11 protein-coding genes are annotated in these 17,024 nt (G+C 37.4%); 8 read left to right on the top strand and 3 right to left on the bottom strand.

Annotated elements, in window-relative coordinates; all coding sequences use genetic code 11:
- Complete coding sequence (locus CIN_RS00735; protein ID WP_008853134.1) at positions 1-963, top strand: homoserine kinase; 963 nt, start codon at positions 1-3, stop codon at positions 961-963.
- On the top strand, positions 953-1,414 hold the full coding sequence (gene rnhA, locus CIN_RS00740) for a ribonuclease HI (protein WP_008853135.1): 462 nt from the start codon (positions 953-955) through the stop codon (positions 1,412-1,414). The genes CIN_RS00735 and rnhA overlap by 11 nt, the downstream gene beginning before the upstream one ends.
- A 218-nt stretch (positions 1,415-1,632) precedes the next feature.
- Here rnhA and CIN_RS00745 read toward each other — a convergent pair whose 3' ends face one another.
- Complete coding sequence (locus CIN_RS00745) at positions 1,633-2,052, bottom strand: hypothetical protein (RefSeq protein WP_008853136.1); 420 nt, start codon at positions 2,050-2,052, stop codon at positions 1,633-1,635.
- Between the two features lie 244 nt (positions 2,053-2,296).
- Here CIN_RS00745 and CIN_RS00750 point away from each other — a divergent pair, with 244 nt between their 5' ends.
- The 3 genes from CIN_RS00750 to CIN_RS11280 are packed head-to-tail and all read left to right on the top strand — an operon-like array spanning position 2,297 to position 5,085.
- Entirely contained in the window at positions 2,297-3,136 is an 840-nt protein-coding gene (locus tag CIN_RS00750) for an EcsC family protein (RefSeq protein WP_008853137.1), read from the top strand.
- Between the two features lie 3 nt (positions 3,137-3,139).
- Entirely contained in the window at positions 3,140-3,808 is a 669-nt protein-coding gene (gene aat / locus CIN_RS00755; protein WP_008853138.1) for a leucyl/phenylalanyl-tRNA--protein transferase, read from the top strand.
- A 50-nt stretch (positions 3,809-3,858) separates the two neighbouring features.
- Positions 3,859-5,085 carry a DUF4412 domain-containing protein gene (locus CIN_RS11280; RefSeq protein ID WP_008853139.1) on the top strand — a complete coding sequence of 409 codons (1,227 nt, stop codon included), beginning with the start codon at positions 3,859-3,861 and terminating at the stop codon, positions 5,083-5,085.
- A 13-nt stretch (positions 5,086-5,098) separates the two neighbouring features.
- Here CIN_RS11280 and bcp read toward each other — a convergent pair whose 3' ends face one another.
- Together bcp and CIN_RS00770 are read right to left on the bottom strand one after the other, a co-directional pair.
- A complete protein-coding gene (gene bcp, locus CIN_RS00765; RefSeq protein WP_008853140.1) occupies positions 5,099-5,575 on the bottom strand; it encodes a thioredoxin-dependent thiol peroxidase in 477 nt (158 codons plus the stop codon).
- 48 nt (positions 5,576-5,623) lie between these two features.
- Positions 5,624-8,635 (bottom strand): bifunctional [glutamine synthetase] adenylyltransferase/[glutamine synthetase]-adenylyl-L-tyrosine phosphorylase, encoded by a 3,012-nt coding sequence (locus CIN_RS00770; protein WP_008853141.1) that lies wholly within the window; start codon positions 8,633-8,635, stop codon positions 5,624-5,626.
- Positions 8,636-8,685: 50 nt separating this feature from the next.
- On the opposite strand from CIN_RS00770, the gene CIN_RS00775 reads away from it, so the two are divergent.
- The 3 genes from CIN_RS00775 to CIN_RS00785 all read left to right on the top strand — a co-directional run bounded on the left by CIN_RS00775 (position 8,686) and on the right by CIN_RS00785 (position 17,023).
- Positions 8,686-12,015 carry an AsmA-like C-terminal region-containing protein gene (locus CIN_RS00775; RefSeq protein ID WP_083813292.1) on the top strand — a complete coding sequence of 1,110 codons (3,330 nt, stop codon included), beginning with the start codon at positions 8,686-8,688 and terminating at the stop codon, positions 12,013-12,015.
- Between the two features lie 608 nt (positions 12,016-12,623).
- Complete coding sequence (locus CIN_RS00780; RefSeq protein ID WP_008853143.1) at positions 12,624-15,773, top strand: efflux RND transporter permease subunit; 3,150 nt, start codon at positions 12,624-12,626, stop codon at positions 15,771-15,773.
- Positions 15,773-17,023: an efflux RND transporter periplasmic adaptor subunit gene (locus CIN_RS00785; RefSeq protein ID WP_008853144.1), complete on the top strand. Its 1,251-nt coding sequence runs from the start codon at positions 15,773-15,775 to the stop codon at positions 17,021-17,023. Before CIN_RS00780 ends, CIN_RS00785 begins: the two co-directional genes overlap by 1 nt.
- Position 17,024: the final 1 nt, after the last annotated feature.

A 17,024-nucleotide genomic window follows, 5' to 3' on the forward strand; every position in this document is an offset into this window, starting at 1 on the left:
ATGGCTGTTTATACACAAGTCACTGAACTAGAAGTTTCTAATTGTTTAAAAAATTATGAAATTGGCGAGCTTGTAACCCTTAAAGGGATTGCTCAAGGCGTTGAAAATAGTAATTTTTTACTGGTCACGACAATAGGGAAATATATTTTAACGCTTTATGAGAAAAGAATTAAAGCAGAGGAACTTCCTTGGTATTTAGATCTTATGGGGCATTTAGTACAACAAGGTATTTCATGCCCTTTGCCTGTTTTAGATAAGCAAGGGGTTGCCTTAACTGTATTGGCGGAACGGCCAGCAGCGATTGTGACTTTTTTGGATGGTAAAGAAGCCCCAGAAATTACAGATAATCATTGTTTTTTGTTGGGTAAGGCAATCGCGGATTTACATCATGCGGGTGAAAGCTTTGCTCAATATAGAAAAAATAATGTTGGACCAGATTCTTGGCAGGAGTTGCTAACAAAAAGCACTGGCTATGATCAAGATGAAATGGTTCACGAGATTCAACCTGTTTTACAAGAGATTTTAAAGCAGTGGCCAACAGAAAAAGATAATTTGCCTGTTGGACAAATCCATGCTGATATTTTTCCTGATAATGTATTCTTTAAGGCTCCATATCATCTCAGTGGTTTTATTGATTTTTATTTTGCCTGCACAGATTTTCTAGCTTATGATTTAGCAATTGCGTTGAATGCATGGTGTTTTACAGATGATGGACAGTGTTTAACAGGGCGTGTTAACGCTTTGATGAAAGGTTATGAAGCCGTTCGTCCTTTGACAGATCAAGAAAAACGTTTCTTTCCAATATTAAATATGGGCGCAGCAGTACGCTTTTTATTGACACGCTTGCATGATTGGATTCATACGCCTGCAGATGCATTGGTTACTCCTAAAAATCCTAATCCTTATCTTTATCGATTACGATATCACCAACAAACATTTGTAGCATCTTCTGATGACAGATGATGTGATTTCTAATCCGTCTTTAATTCAGGTTGATGTTTGGACTGATGGTGGGTGTAGTCCCAATCCTGGTGCAGGTGGATGGGGTGTTTTGTTACGTTGTCGTGGAAAAGAACGTGAATTAATGGGGGGGGAACCCGAAACAACGAATAATCGTATGGAATTGACTGCTGCGGCTATGGCGCTGGAAACATTAACGCGTCCTTGTTTGGTGAACTTATATACAGATAGTGAGTATGTTCGTAAGGGAATCACAGAGTGGATGGCAGGTTGGAAGCGTAATGGCTGGAAAACCGCTGCGAAAAAGCCAGTTGCAAATGCAGACTTATGGCAAAGGTTGGAAAGTGCTGCAGAAAAACATCAAGTCCATTGGCATTGGGTTAAGGGACATTCAGGTCATCCTGAAAATGAACGTGTTGATCAACTCGCTACAGATGGGCGTAAAGCTTTATAAGCTAGAATATTAAAGTGTAAATTTTAATATTATGTTTGTGGTGGGTTAGGTTCTGACAGCAAATAATTATTTTTATATCTGGGAAAACATCCCAAGTGATTATGCATTATAAAAAAGATGCATAATCACGATGACTTACGAATATAAAAAGGATTTTACAAAAACTATTTTATCAATTCATACCGTATGTAAGGGAAGTCAACGGTAAAACGCTTATATTAATATCCTTTTCCAACACTTTGTTGTAAAATTGCGTTTCTGTTTCCACCAGGTTGTCCAGCATAGGTATCATAAGAAGCTGCTGCATTATAAGGTGGGGATACAGGTGCATTAAAGTAAGCAGGAATATGTGTTCCTGGAATATTAATAGAAGGGCCGTTATAAGGTCTATTTGGAGATTGGCTTGGGTTTGAACCAGGCATTCCAGGACCTTTTTGTGAAGTCACGCTGTCAGACTGAGTGGTAGTCATGGAGCCAGTATAGTCTTGAACGGGTTGATATTGAGACATACCAGGGCCAGGTGTTGGACGAGGTTGTTCAGTTTGTGCATAAGCAGAGGCTGCTAATCCAACGCTACCGATGAGAATAGAAAAAGATAAAAATGTTTGAGCTATTGTTTTTTTTGTAAAGTTAATCATGTCGAAATCCTTTTTCCGTAATTATATTACAAATAAATCTTTTTAGACATCAATCAATGGTAAAAAATAGAATAGAAGAAATTTTTAAAAAAATGGTTTTTATGCCATATAGTTAAAGTATAGAATATTTTGCTAATGATGAAGTCGATCCGTATCATTTATGAAAGAATATGATAGGGTAAGTATAAATTAAATTGTTGGTTATCCGTAATATAATGATACCAAGAAAGAGAAGGTTCTGCAAATGACCACACAAGATCATACAAGTTTAACGCCACTTTCTTTGAATGATCAAGAAATCGATCAATTGACCACTGCGTTGGACAAGTTAGAATCTGGTCGAGGGGTTTTATTACGTCTTGCTGATGTGATGGGTGGTGCGGTTGGACATGCGGTTAAGCTAGGGGGGCGCACCCTTGGTTTTTCTGCTAATTTTCAAGAAAAAATACAAAATTTAGCCAATAATACCGTGCAACATGCGTTTGACATTGCGATCCTTGGTATGGATCATACAGCAGATCCTCTTAAAGAAGATAAAAAATATAAAAAAATAAGAAATTCTGCTGTGCAAGCGATGGTTGTTGCCTCTGGTGCTGTGGGTGGCTTTACAGGGTTTGCAGGCATGTTCCCTGATATCAGTTTTACGACATTGGCACTAATGCGTGAAATTGCTTCGATTGCGCAAGAGGAAGGTGAAGATCTTTCGAATGAAGAAACAAAGCGTGCATGTTTAGAGGTGTTTGCGCTGCGTTCTTTTGGAAATACAGGACGCTCTACAGAAGAAAATGAGTTAGGTTTTTTCTCTGCTCGTTTAATGCTGCGCGGTCGTCCAATGGTTTTATTAATGGCGGATATTTCTTATCAATATGGACTAAGTTTATCTCACAAATTAAGCTTACAAATGATGCCAGTCGTGAGTGCTTTATGTGGCGCTTCTTTGAATGCGGCATTTTTATCGCATTATCGTGCGTTGGCAAGGGTGCATTTTGTTGCTCGTCGTTTAGAAAGAGAGCATGGGCCTTTGGCAAGGGAAACGATTGAATATATTCGTAAGCAACGTTTCGAAGAATACGCAGCTTCCTAGGATATGTCAGATCATCAAGAAGAAATTACTGCGGAGATTTTATTAGAAGCTTATAGGCAAGGTGTTTTTCCTATGGCGGATGATAAAGAGGATCCAAGGTTATATTGGTATCGTCCAGAAGAAAGAGGTATTCTTCCTTTGGACGATTTTCATTTATCTAGACGGCTAGCTAGAACGGTTTTAGCCGATCAGTACGATGTTAAAGTCGATACCGATTTTTTGGCAGTGATTGATGCTTGTGCGCATCCTACCCCTCAAAGAGAGCAAACATGGATTAATCAACCGATACGCACGTTGTTTTTTGAGCTTTTCCAATTAGGACATGCACATACAGTTGAAGTATGGGACCAAGATCAGTTGGTTGGTGGTTTATATGGGTTGGCAATTGGTCAGGCTTTTTTTGGGGAAAGTATGTTTTCGATAAAAACGGATACTTCAAAAATAGCTCTGGTTCATTTGGTTGCACGATTAAGGTTAGGACATTTTCAATTACTAGATACACAATTTATGACGTCTCATCTCGCCCAATTTGGTGGTATGGAAATTAATGAATTAGAGTATGAAAATCGTTTACATCAAGCAATTATAGAACCTGCACAATGGTTAGATAATAGTTGGAAAGCAGATATATTCCAAGAGATTAAAGCAATGCGTGCATCAAAAACATTTTAAGCATATATTGCAACGTTGAATATTTTAAATAAATGAAGGTTAAGGAAAGAATGTCGTCTTTTTTTAAAAAGAATTATCAATTGCCTTTATGTAAAGGGGCGATACTGGGGCTTGGTTCTGTTGCAATGGTATCAGGGGCATGGGCTCAGGATACCAATTCTGAAAAACCTTTATTTATGCCTAAACGGGATGTGACGGTATTATATGCGATTAAACCAGAGAATTCTTCTTTACTGCAAAGTAGAAAGATTATTTTTTCTGGTGATGGAAATACATTGCGTGTTGATGGACCTGATAATATGGGCATGGTCATTGTTGATTCTGCAAAAAAGACAGCAACAGTGATTTCTCATAAAAGTAGAATATATACTGTTGTTCCTAGTAAATCTGATCAGTCTGGTTTGTTTTTAGATCAAAATATGACCTTTAAAAAGAAAGGTACAGAGCGGATTGCTGGTATCATTTGTCGTGATTGGAAAGTGAAAGGGCCTCAAGGCTCTGCGGATGTTTGTATAACCGATGACGGTGTTTTATTAAAACAAGAGGGGGCTGATGCTGATGGTGTCGAAGGGCAAACAGTTGCTTTGTCTGTAGATTACAGTAAATTATCTCCTTCAACGTTTCAAGTTCCTGTAGGGTATCAGCAAGTTAAATTGCCTCAAAACAAAGGGGATAAGCCTTCTTTGGTAACACCTGACAGTAATGCCCAACCGTTAATACCAATGAAAGCACAACCTGCTGATGCTTCAAAGGGATTGAAGGTCGATACGGATGAAAATCCTTATATTACTCCGCAAAAAGATGTGGATGTTGTTTATGCAATTGCAGGGGCGATGCCAGGATTACCACCATTCCATCAAAGAATGCGTTGGTCTGTCGGGGAATGGAAGCAACGAATTGATTCTCAAGGGGTCGATACGTATATGATTACGGATTATCATCAAAAACAATTGGTTGTATTAAACCCTGAACTCAAGAAAAAAACGACGATGCCAGCACCAGGGGATGCAATTTTGGCACCAGGTCAAAAGCCTTCTGGAGACTATTTGAAAGTTGGAGAAGCAACGGTAGCAGGGCAACATTGTAATGAGTGGGAAATGGTCGATAGTGAAGGAAATACGAACGATATTTGCTATACGGATGATGGGGTAATGTTACGTGTTGTGCGTAACAATATTCCTTTGGTGGTAGCATTAAAAGTTGTTTATGCCCCACAAGATCCAAAACTATTTCAGGTGCCCTCTAATTTAACAGAATTGGCACCTGCACATCCATAATATAGACTAGAGTTTACTGGCCGAGCTCTTCGATTGCTTTAAGAACAGCATCAACATGGCCAGTAACTTTTACTTTTGGCCAGATTTTAACGATGGTGCCCTCTTTATCGACTAAAAAAGTAGCGCGCTCAATGCCCATATATTTACGGCCATACATTGATTTTTCTACCCATACGCCATAGGCCTCTGTCACATGGCCTTCTTCATCAGAAGCAAGAGGGAAAGTCAGATTATATTTATCAGCAAATGCTTTTAATTTTTTGACTGGATCTCTTGAAACACCAATGACTGGAATATTAATTTTTTTAAGCGTAGAGAGGTTTTCTTCAAAAGCACAAGCTTCTTTAGTGCAACCAGAAGTGTCTGCTTTAGGGTAAAAGTAAAGAATAAATTTCTTTCCTTTTAACTCAGCTAAAGAAATTGTTTTATCCAACTGTGTTTGCATTTCAAAGTTTGGTGCTTTTGCACCTTCGGTTAATTGTGTCATCATATACCTTATCTTATTTTAGAGAAAAAGAATTAAGTTTAGCATAGCATTTTATGGAAGTGAGCCAATATATTTTATGAAAATTGTTCTAACTTGCTCGCCTATTTTTTCTGCTTTCTTTTGAATTTGTTCGATGGCATGAACATCTTGTGTTGATGTTTTTAAGAGGTCTCTGGCCATGATTTCAATAATTGCAGGCGTCAGCTCCGTTGTAATATCTTTAGGAGGAAGTTTTCCAAAAAATATTCTTAAGAGACTTTGTAAATTCCGCCAGAAGAAATCAGCTTGAATTAATAGTTTCGCATCTTTTGGATCTAAAGCACCGTGTTTTGCTAGACGTCGGAAAGCAATTCGCGTGCATGGATGATAGACCTCGGGATCTTTTACGATAAGTTGTAAGGTCTGAGCAATAAATTCCACTTCCATTAGCCCGCCTGTGAGGTACTTAACATCCCAAGGGCTGCAAGGTGGTGCATCTCTTAATAAACGTTTTCTCATATCCGTCGTGTCTTTGAGAATCGATTCATTGCTTAAGTCATGAGGGGCATGGGATAAAGCGTGTTGAATGCTTTCTTGAATACGTTTTTGTAATTTGACTGGGCCACCAATGACTCTTGCTCTGGTTAAAGCCATTCTTTCCCACGTCCAAGCTTCTTCTTTGTGATATCGGTTAAATGACGCTAAAGAAACAGCGACGGGACCCTTGCTACCAGAAGGACGTAACCGCATATCTACTTCATATAAAGATCCAGCAGAGCCTGCACTGGTAATGGCTGAAATAAATGCTTGGGTTAATCGAATATAGTAGTTATTTACAGAAATAGAACGCTGGGATGACGCTTGTTGCTTGTCATGAGGGTGGTTGCAAACGCTTTCATAAATTTCAGGAGGATGATCGAAAATTAGCATTAAGTCCAGATCAGATCCTGAGGTCATTTCCCAAGAACCAGCTTTACCTAAGACAACAATACAGATCCCACCTTCTGGGATAATTCCGTACTTTCTTTGATGTTCTTTAGTAACTTGCTCTAGCAAAGATTTCATAATGCTATTGGCCATAGAAGTGCGTAAAATCTGTGCTTTATTTAAACTAAGCTGATTGTCTAAATGAGCAACAGATAGTCGAAATTCTTCACTATGCACTAGGCTATGCAAAGCAGGCATGACATCCATATAATATTCAGCGTTTTTTAGATAATCACGGATGGTTTTTTGTAAATTAAAACGATTTTTTACAAGATTTGTTTCTAATAAAGCATCAATTGCTGCGGGATTGCTGGCGATATGTTCAGCAATAAAATGAGAGGTGCCAATAACGGCCGATAATCTTTTAATTAAGGCTGGGTTTCGTTCAAATAAGGATAAGAGCTGAATACCAGCGCGATGGCGTGCCAATAAGGTATCAAAACGCTGTAAAACAAGGAGTGAATTACGTTGGTTGGAGAAAGCATCCAATAATTTAGGTAAGACATTGGTTAGAATAGTGCGTGCTTTTGAGGTTCGTAATGCTCTGGGGCCACTATCATTCCAAGATTGTAAAATAGCAGCAGCTTCATCAGGAAAGCCTTTTTGATTGAGATAATCTTTAAGCTCTGAGGGAGACATATCTAGAATATATTGCTCATCATTTTCTGGGGTGGCAAATAGACCTTCAAATGTTTGTCTAACAAATTGCATTAAAGGGAATAAATCACGCGCAAATTTGTTTGGTGTTTCATATCCCATAAAAATAGAAAATTGTTCTAACTCTTCTAAACTATTGGGTAAAGAATGTGTTTGATAATCATTCTGCATTTGCAAGCGATGCTCTGTTTGACGCAGTAGTGTATAAGCTTCAATGAGCTTTTGTGTTTGAGAAGATGTTAGAAGTTCTTTTTCGGTAAGTTTTGTTAAGCCACCTACCGTTGTTGAATCTTGTAATTCTGGGAAACGTCCAGCCCAAACGAGTTGCATCGTTTGAGGACAAAATTCAATCTCCCTGATTCCTCCATGCCCCAGCTTAATATTTTGTCCAACCAGCCAATTTAAAGCCTCTTCATCTGGGATATTTGGAGGGAGTTTTGATAGATTTTGTTTTCCTGTTTTTTTATACTGATCAATTCGCTTTTTCATCGCATGAATATCGTCAATAACGGTAAAATCAAGGTGTCTACGCCAAATAAAAGGACGAATAGCTTCTAAAAAAGCATATCCCGCAGGAATATCGCCTGCAATCGGTCTGGCTTTACTCATCGCGGTTCTTTCCCATGTTTGACCGAGGCTTTCATAGTAAGTAATAGCTGCAGGTAAAGAAACTGCTAAAGGAGAAGAGGATGGGTCGGGACGTAGTCGTAAATCAGTACGGAAGACATATCCATTTTCGTCGCGTTCTTCCATTAAAGAGACCAGTTGACGGGTTAGTCTTACAAAAATCGTATTTAAGTCGTCATTATCTGGATAAATATCAGGATCATATAAAATGATTAGGTCAATATCTGAAGAATAATTAAGTTCTTTGGCACCAAGTTTTCCCATTCCAAGTACAACAAAACCGCAGTTTTTTTCTGGGTTTTCTGGGTGTTGTAAATTTAATTTATTGTTTTGATGCGCATGGAGTAACAGATGATTAATGGCAAGAGTTAATGTCGTTTCTGCCAAATTGCTGAGGGTCAGGGTAATTTGTTGTAAAGACCAAACATTACCAATATCTGCCAAAGCACAGCTTAAGGCGATTTTTTGTTTTGTAATGCGTAATATTTTTGCCGTTGCTTGGCGAGATTCTTGTATTGAGAATTGATGTAAGTTATCAAAGGTTACTTTACATGCTTCATCAGGGCCATTTTTTAAGAGGAATTCAAAGAAATGGATATTGCGTAAAATCAAATCAGATAGGTAAGGGCTATTGCCGCCTATCGCATGAAGTAGTTGCACAATATTTTCTTGTTGCAAAAAAAATGGATCTTTTTCATGCTGTATCCATAGTTTAAGAAGATCTTCTTGAAATGAATCGGCAGATTTTTGATCTGCTGGTTTAGGCCAGTTTTGATTAAACCACGGAACGTGTATAGAATGGGGTGTAGACATGTAAATGTTCCCTGTTTTTTCTAAGTCATTGATGAGTAGTTATATAAAATATGCAACCCGATACAGACCAAGAGCCACAAATGACAATAAAGCAGAATAATATTATACGATGGATAAAGAAGTTTCTATTCATTATTCTGGGAGTGTTTGGTTTTTTTAGTGCTATGATCGTGGGATTTGGTGTGTATCTTGCCTTTAATCCTGTGAATATAACGCCTCTTGTAAAGTCTTGGTTGCCCCTTCCTGTGATTAAAGGAGTGGAGAAACATCATCCAGCAGGCATGTTGAATTTTGAGAAACTTTTAATTGCTTGGCCTGTGCGACAACAAGGTTTTTCAGCACCTTTAGAAATAGAAATACAAAAAGCAGAGATTTTAGATCAACAAAAACAAGTGCAGGGGCATATTGAATATGCCAAATTAGAGTTGGCAATTTCCCCTTTATTTCATCATATTATAGAGCCACTATCTTTACGTTTAATTGGTGCAGAATTACATTTAAAAAGAACAGCCGATCAGCGTATTCAATTAGACTTGCCAGATCAAAAAACAAGTTCCTCTAAGTCACATTTTCATTTTAACTTTAAGCATTTTAATGAAGTAACTATTCGTGACAGTCATATTAAATTAACGGATGAAATTGATCATAAAGTTATTCAGTTAAAACAAATTGATATGAGTCTTTTGCCATTTTTTGTTCAGAATACATTGGCAGCAGTTGGACATGTGATGGCACAGCTTGATGTTGATGGTCGTCTTGTCAATATCAGTGCGCAAAGTGGTGCTGATGAGAATATTCAAATTGCTCGTCAGATGCTGGATAAAACAGGGGGGTTGAAATGGCATATACAAATTGATCAAGTTAATCCAGCAGATTTTTCAGGTTTAAGCCCATCTTTAAAAGTATTAGAACAATTTAATTTACCGATTTCGGTAATGGCTGATATTGGGCTTAAAGTTAGGAAAAAACAAGCAACTATTGAACCTTATGAAACGCATTTAACAATCAAAATGGGTGAAGGAACCATTAATGTAAAAGGTCAAGAGTTATATCCTTCTTCAATTAATGCTCATATTAATGCTAATTTTTCAACAGACCTACAAAAGCCTGTTGAAGTTAAGATTGATCAGATGGCTTTACAATTGCGTTCTCCAATCGCATTGGATCAAGATCAAAGTGGTCCATTATTTAATTTTACAGGTTCTTTATTTTTATCCAGTTTAACGAATACAAAAGAAATTAAAGCTAATTTTGTGGCGAGTAGTCCAGCACTTGATTTTGCGACTATTAAAAATTATTGGCCGGCGACAATAGCCAAAGGTGCTCATGCTTGGGTCACGGAGAATATTACGTCAGGTCAAGTAACAGGCTTTAAAATTGAAGCAGGATTAGCCAGTCAAAATGGATGGGAGCATTTGGATTTAGTTCATTTAGGCGGTGGAATAGAACAGGCTGAACATGCTGAAATTCATTGGTTACGTCCAGTTCCTCCCTTGCAAGATATGAAAGCGTCAATGAAATTCGTTGATCCTAGTCGGATTTATATTCAGTTCCAAGGTGGTTATCAGGTTGTATATCCTCATAACAAACCTGCAGAGCAATCTCATAAGTTATCTGTTCCTAAGGGAGATATGTGGATTACAGGATTGAATGATCATGAAGAATCAGCAGTTATTACCACAGATATAAAAGGTCAATTGCAAGATATCATTGCACTGTTATATGAGCCACGATTACGGCTACTGTCACGTCATCCTGTGCCTTTTAAACATCCTTCTGGTGATGTGTATACGACTTTAAAAGTAGCTCTTCCTTTAAAGAAAAAAGTAAAAATCGAACAGATCTCAATTAATGCACATAATGAAATACGTAATGCTTATTTAGATAATGTTGCGTTAGAAAGGCCGTTTAAAAATGCTTCTTTGACGGTAGATGTGGATACAGAACATTTACTTTTAACAGGAAAGGGAATTTTTTCTGTATTTCCAACGACGCTGAAATATACGCAACAATTTTCTCATAAGAATGATCAAAGTATTGTAGAAACAGCAGATGCAAAGTTGGATATTACGCCAGATAATTTAAAACAGATGAAAGTCGATACCTCTGGTGACCTTCAAGGGCGTACATCATTATCTGTTGGATATCGTAAATCACACGATGGGCAAGCAACGATAAAATTAAAATTTAATTTATTAAATGCAGGGGTTAATTTGCCAATATGGCAAAAAAATATTGGACAACCAGCACAGTTGGTCGGTGAAGTTGCACTTAATCAAAATAAATTGGTAGCTATTCGTAATGTGTCTGCTCAAGGGCAGGATCTTTCAGTTCACGCCAACATTGAAGTGATTAAAAATATACCTCAACAATTAAACATTACGTCTTTTCAAATTGGGCGTTCGGTTGGTTATGCGAGTTTAAATTTTCCAATGACCAAAGATGCGATGGATAATCCTCAAAATGGAGATATCCGTTTATCTATTAATGCAAAAACATTAGATGCAGTTCCTTTTGTTAAGAAATATGCAGGTAAAGATAAGCAACAAGATAATGATAAAAAACTGCAAAAAAAGACAGAGCAATTTCAATTACCGATTGCTGCAACGGGACGTTACTCTGGGCCAAGAGGGCGTAAATGGATTGTGAATTTGCAAGCTCAAAAAATCTATTATCGTCAAAATGAATTTCTTGGAAATGTTACGGCTTATATGGAATATAATGGTGTACGTTTGATGCGTTTATCTTATGGGATGCGTCAACCATTTTTGCTAACAGCGTCCTTATTTCCGAAAGATCATTTTCGATATTTTCATTTAGAAGCACAAAATTTTGGACGTATTTTAGAAACAGTCGGTGTTTCAACGCAGCTTGAAGGTGGTCGAGTCGTTTTTAAAGGGAGGTTTGATGATTCTCAACCTTCAGCTCCTTTTTCTGGGCAAGTGGATATTCGAAATATTGTGCTGCAAAATGCTCCTTCAGCGATGCGGAAACTAAGTGATGCATCAATTTATGGTCTTTTCAAAACACGGAAAGATAAGGAAATTGTTTTAGATGTTATCAAAGGTAATTTAACGCTTAATGAAGGTATTTTAAATATTACCGATGGTTTGGTGCATAATCCAGAATTAGGTGCGACTATACAAGGACAAATCAATTTAAATAAATCATTGTTAGATTTAAAAGGAACGATAGTTCCTGTATATGCAGTGAATAAATTATTAGGATATATTCCAGGAATAGGAAAATTATTTAGTCCAGAGAAGGGGGGTGGATTTGTTGCCATTCCATTTGTCCTAAATGGAGATTTTAAGAAACTGATTTTTGATATCTTTCCATCTAGAATCTTTACACCAGGTGCTTTAAGAGATTTGTTTTAGATTCATTACATGAATGATTTTGAATAGATTATGTTTTTTTAAGGATTAAAGGGATAAATATTGTTCTTTAATAATAATAATTGAAGAATGTTTATTCTTATATTTGATCCGATTTATACTAAAAATAATAGTGCATTATTGACGTGTGATTATTATGCAACTCATTAATTTTATTTGTTATTTTTTAAGATTGTGTTTTTATAGTTCATTGTTCAATAAATATTTGAATTATTTACTTTATATAATGAACAGCTTTCATTGTTTTTGAACGATAAATTTTGCCTTATTCCTGCCTTAATCGGCACTTATTGACTTTGGTTACATTTTTTGATTTAGAGGGAAAAGACTCAATCTTTACAGTTTGTTCGCTCTAATTATGATAGAAATGAATTCGAATAAATACCATCTTTAAATAATTACTGTTTTCTAAAAAGTAATGAATATTATAAATATTTTATAAAAATCAATGATTATTTTATAAAGTGTTTTTTCATTATTAATTCAGTGATTTTTTTTAATCTACTCTATTGTTCAGCAAATTGTTTTATCTCAATTTGCTGTTTATGTTTTATGTTATACAAACTTAAAGAAATGGAGCATTTAGTCACGTGAATGCGATTGTTATTACGGCTTTAAAGCGTCCGTATACTTTTGTTGTTTTGGCAATTTTAATCTTGGTATTTGGGGTTCTTTCTATTTTTAGAACGCCAACAGACATTTTCCCTGATATTAAAATTCCTGTTGTTGCAGTGGTTTGGAATTATACTGGCTTAATGCCAGAAGATATGTCGGGAAGGGTGGTTTATTATTATGAACGTGCTCTGACCGCGACGGTTGATAATATCGATCATATTGAAAGTAACTCTTTTTATGGGCGCGGTATTGTTAAAATTTTCTTTCAGCCAGGTACGGATATTGCCGAGGCTCAAACTCAAATCACTTCTGTCTCACAAACTGTTTTAAAACAAATGCCTAAGGGAATGACGCCTCCCTTAATTTTAAAATATGATGCGTCTTCTATTCCTGTTTTAATGTTAAAAGTGTCTTCAGACAGCATTACAGGCTCTCAGCTATTTGATATGGCATCTAACTTGATTAGGCCTTCTTTAGTCTCGGTTCCTGGTGCGGCTTTACCATCTCCTTATGGTGGAACGGGAAATAACGTTCAAGTTTCTTTAAATCAAAAACGATTGCTTGCTTATGGGTTGACCGCGACAGATGTTGCGAATGCGTTGGGGCAGCAAAATATTGTGCTGCCTGCTGGGGATCAAAAAATTGGCGCTGTTGATTTTATGGTGCAAACGAATGCGACCCCGAGGAAAATTGAAGAATTTAACAATATTCCTATTAAGCAAGTAGGTAATGCAACGGTTTATTTAAAAGATGTTGCTTGGGTTGCTCGTGGAGGGAGCCCTTTAACAAACTCTGTTTTGGTGAATGGTCACAATTCTATTTTGATGGTTGTGATGAAAACAGGGAATGTTTCAACGTTAAATGTTGTTTCTGGAATTAAAAAACTCTTACCGCAGATTCAGGATACATTACCGCCAGGGGTGCATATTGATGTGATCTCTGATGCATCAAATTTCGTTAAAGAATCAGTATCTGATGTGGTTCATGAAATGCTGATGGCGGCATTGCTAACCAGTATTGTGGTGATTTTATTTTTAGGTTCTTGGCGATCAACATTAATCATCGCGACTTCAATTCCCTTGGCGATTTTGTCTTCGTTAATTGGTCTTGAACTTGTGGGGCAAACGATTAACGTGATGACTCTGGGTGGTTTGGCTCTGGCTGTTGGTATTTTAGTTGATGATGCTACGGTGATGATCGAAAATATTGATACTCATTTAGAAATGGGAAAAAATCTTTATGATGCGATTGTCGATGCGGCTAATCAGATTGTTATTCCAACATTTGTTTCTACGCTTTGTATTTGTATTGTCTGGTTACCTTTATTTGGTTTGACGGGTGTTGGTGGTTGGTTATTTATGCCAATGGCTGAAGCAATTATTTTTGCGATGTTGGCTTCTTTCATTCTATCCAGAACACTTGTTCCTACGATGGCTTATTATTTATTGCCTGGTCAGATTGCTGAACACCATAATCCAAATCCAAAGAATGGTTTTTTCAAACGGTTTCAAAAAGGGTTTGATGCATCTTTTGAGCGTTTTCGTCAAAGTTATAAAGATTTATTATCGCATTTATTATCGATCAGAAAAACTTTTATTGCTGGCTTTTTAGGTCTATCCGTTCTGTCTTTAGGGTTGTTATATTTTGCAGGTGAGAATTTCTTTCCTGAAATTAAATCGGGTGAACTAGACTTACATATGCGTGCGCCTCTTGGTACAAGATTGGAGGAAACTGGTAAAATAGCTTCTTTAGTAAATGATGAAATTAAAGCGTTATTACCAGGGCAAGTAAAAGGCATTGTGAATAACTGTGGTCTGCCATTTAGTAGTTTGAACCAAGCGTTTATTGCAACTCCGACAATTGGGTCTCAGGATTGCGATATGACAATTTCTTTGAAGAATTCTGAATCTCCAATTGCAGATTATCGACGTATTTTAAGGGCCGGCTTAACAACTAAATTCCCAGGAACAGATTTTGCATTTACGCCAGGAGACGTGACAGCGAAGATTTTGAATTTTGGATTGCCAGCGCCGATTAATGTTCAGATTGTAGGACGCAATCTAGCGAACAACTATGAGTTTGCAAAAAAGCTTTCTGCTAAATTAAAACGTATTCCTGGAATTGCAGATGTTAGAGTGCAGCAAACAACGACAACACCAACCTTGATGATTAATACAAACCGTACTTTTGCTTTAAATACTGGGTTAACAGAAGCTGATATTGCAAATAATGCGTTAACGACATTGTCAGGGAGTGGTCAAGTTGCGCCAACCTATTGGTTAGATCCAAAGACTGGTGTTTCGCATATGGTGAATATTCAAACACCACAGTCTAACTTGCAAACGATGAATGATTTAGAAACAATCCCTGTGAATGGTCCAGATGGTGCATCTGGAAAAACGAAAACTCAAATTCTAGGATCGATCAGTCGTATTTCTCAGACGGGTACTGGTGGAGAAATTTCCCATTATAATATTATGCCCGTGTTTGAAATTTATGCGAGTAATGATGGGCGTGATTTGGGTGCGGTAACAGATGATGTTAAGAAGATTGTTAAAGAAGTAACGCCAGAACTCCCTAGAGGCTCCACGATTGCAATTCGTGGACAAGCAACGACGATGTATGATGCTTATGATCAGTTGTTAGGTGGATTGGCGATGGCTATTTTGTTGATTTATTTAATTATCGTGGTTAATTTTCAATCTTGGCTTGATCCTTTTATTATTATTACGGCGTTACCAGGGGCGTTGGCTGGAATTTCTTGGAGTTTGTTTATTACCCATACCTCACTTTCCGTGCCGGCATTGACTGGAGCCATTATGTGTATGGGAACGGCAACAGCGAATTCTATTTTGGTTGTCTCTTATGCCAGAGAGCGTTTGGCAGAACATGGTGATGCAATCTTGGCAGCTTTAGAGGCTGGGTATGGGCGTATTCGTCCTGTTATTATGACCGCTTCTGCGATGATTATTGGGATGTTACCAATGTCGCTGAGTAACACACAAAATGCGCCGTTGGGACGTGCTGTGATGGGTGGGTTAACGGTTGCCACAGTATCTACTTTGTTATTTGTTCCTTGTGTTTTTGCACTTTTATATTATCGCCGTAAAAAGGTAGTTGAATAATGTCGGGCTTTTCTAAAAAAACTAAAGTTATTTTTGGGGTAATCGTCATTGGGGCGGTTGTATATACAGGGGTTGAAATTTTTCAACGCGAACAAAATGTGCATCATTTGGTCAAAGAGGCAAAGAAAGACTTTATTCCAAAAGTGCAGTTTATTAACCCACAAACAGGCCCAACAGTTCGTAACTTAACTTTGCCTGGTAATATTACTGCTTGGTATCAAGCACCTATTTATGCACAAGTTTCTGGGTATGTGCAAAGGTGGAATAAAGACTTTGGTGCTGATGTTAAAGGCGGAGATTTATTGGCAACAATTGATACGCCAGGTTTGGATGCTGAATACGCTGCGGCAAAAGCGAATTTAAAGGTTGCTCAAACAAGAGCTCAGTTAGCCAAAGTAACTGCACAGCGTTGGAAAGCTTTATCTGGAACGAAAGCAGTTTCTCAACAAGAAGTAGATGTCCAAATTGCGAATGCAAAAGTGCAAGATGCTTTGGTTGATGCAGCAAGTCATCAAGTGGCAAGATTTGAGGCGTTGCAAGGGTTTAAAAGTATACGAGCACCTTTTGATGGTGTGGTAACGTCTCGGTTAACAGACGTTGGTGATTTTGTGAATGATAATGGTGATCTTAGCCGTTCTGGTAAAGCGACAGAATTATTCACCGTCGCAGATATTCATCGTTTGCGTGTGTTTGTTGATGTGCCACAAGATTATTCGTCTATTTTAAAGCCAGGGGTTACTGCTGAAGTAACAGCGATTCAATATCCTGATAAAGTCTTTAAAGCGAATTATTTAACTTCTGCTAGAGCGTTTAATACAACAACTCGTACGGTGACAACAGAACTAACGGTCGATAATGCTTCCCATTTATTGTGGCCAGGAACCTTTGTGAATGTGCATTTTGTTGCACCATCAGATCCAAATATTTTAATTCTGCCAGAACAAGCATTGATTTTTAGAGCTCAAGGAATGCAAGTCGCGGTGATCGGTGCTGATAATCGGGTTAGAATGCATAATGTAACGCTAGGGAATAATTTAGGGAATTCTGTTCAAGTTTTATCGGGTATTACTAAAAATGATCGTATCGTTAATAATCCCTCTGCTGGTTTATTAGATGGACAGCTAGTGCAAGTCGTTGATAGCACGCCTGGATATAATGATGGTTTTAAAAATACAGATAAAATTGTAACCAAGCATGAAAATGATTCTTTGAAAAAAAATGCTGCACAACCAGAAGAGGTGCAACAGTAAA

The organism is Commensalibacter intestini A911, assembly GCF_000231445.1.
GTDB classification, from domain to species: domain Bacteria; phylum Pseudomonadota; class Alphaproteobacteria; order Acetobacterales; family Acetobacteraceae; genus Commensalibacter; species Commensalibacter intestini.

Coding starts and splice junctions, on each gene's coding strand:
- CIN_RS00735 (WP_008853134.1), top strand. CDS start 1: ATGGCTGTTTATACACAAGTCACTGAACTAGAAGTTTCTAATTGTTTA.
- rnhA (WP_008853135.1), top strand. CDS start 953: ATGACAGATGATGTGATTTCTAATCCGTCTTTAATTCAGGTTGATGTT.
- CIN_RS00745 (WP_008853136.1), bottom strand. CDS start 2,052: ATGATTAACTTTACAAAAAAAACAATAGCTCAAACATTTTTATCTTTT.
- CIN_RS00750 (WP_008853137.1), top strand. CDS start 2,297: ATGACCACACAAGATCATACAAGTTTAACGCCACTTTCTTTGAATGAT.
- aat (WP_008853138.1), top strand. CDS start 3,140: ATGTCAGATCATCAAGAAGAAATTACTGCGGAGATTTTATTAGAAGCT.
- CIN_RS11280 (WP_008853139.1), top strand. CDS start 3,859: ATGTCGTCTTTTTTTAAAAAGAATTATCAATTGCCTTTATGTAAAGGG.
- bcp (WP_008853140.1), bottom strand. CDS start 5,575: ATGATGACACAATTAACCGAAGGTGCAAAAGCACCAAACTTTGAAATG.
- CIN_RS00770 (WP_008853141.1), bottom strand. CDS start 8,635: ATGTCTACACCCCATTCTATACACGTTCCGTGGTTTAATCAAAACTGG.
- CIN_RS00775 (WP_083813292.1), top strand. CDS start 8,686: ATGCAACCCGATACAGACCAAGAGCCACAAATGACAATAAAGCAGAAT.
- CIN_RS00785 (WP_008853144.1), top strand. CDS start 15,773: ATGTCGGGCTTTTCTAAAAAAACTAAAGTTATTTTTGGGGTAATCGTC.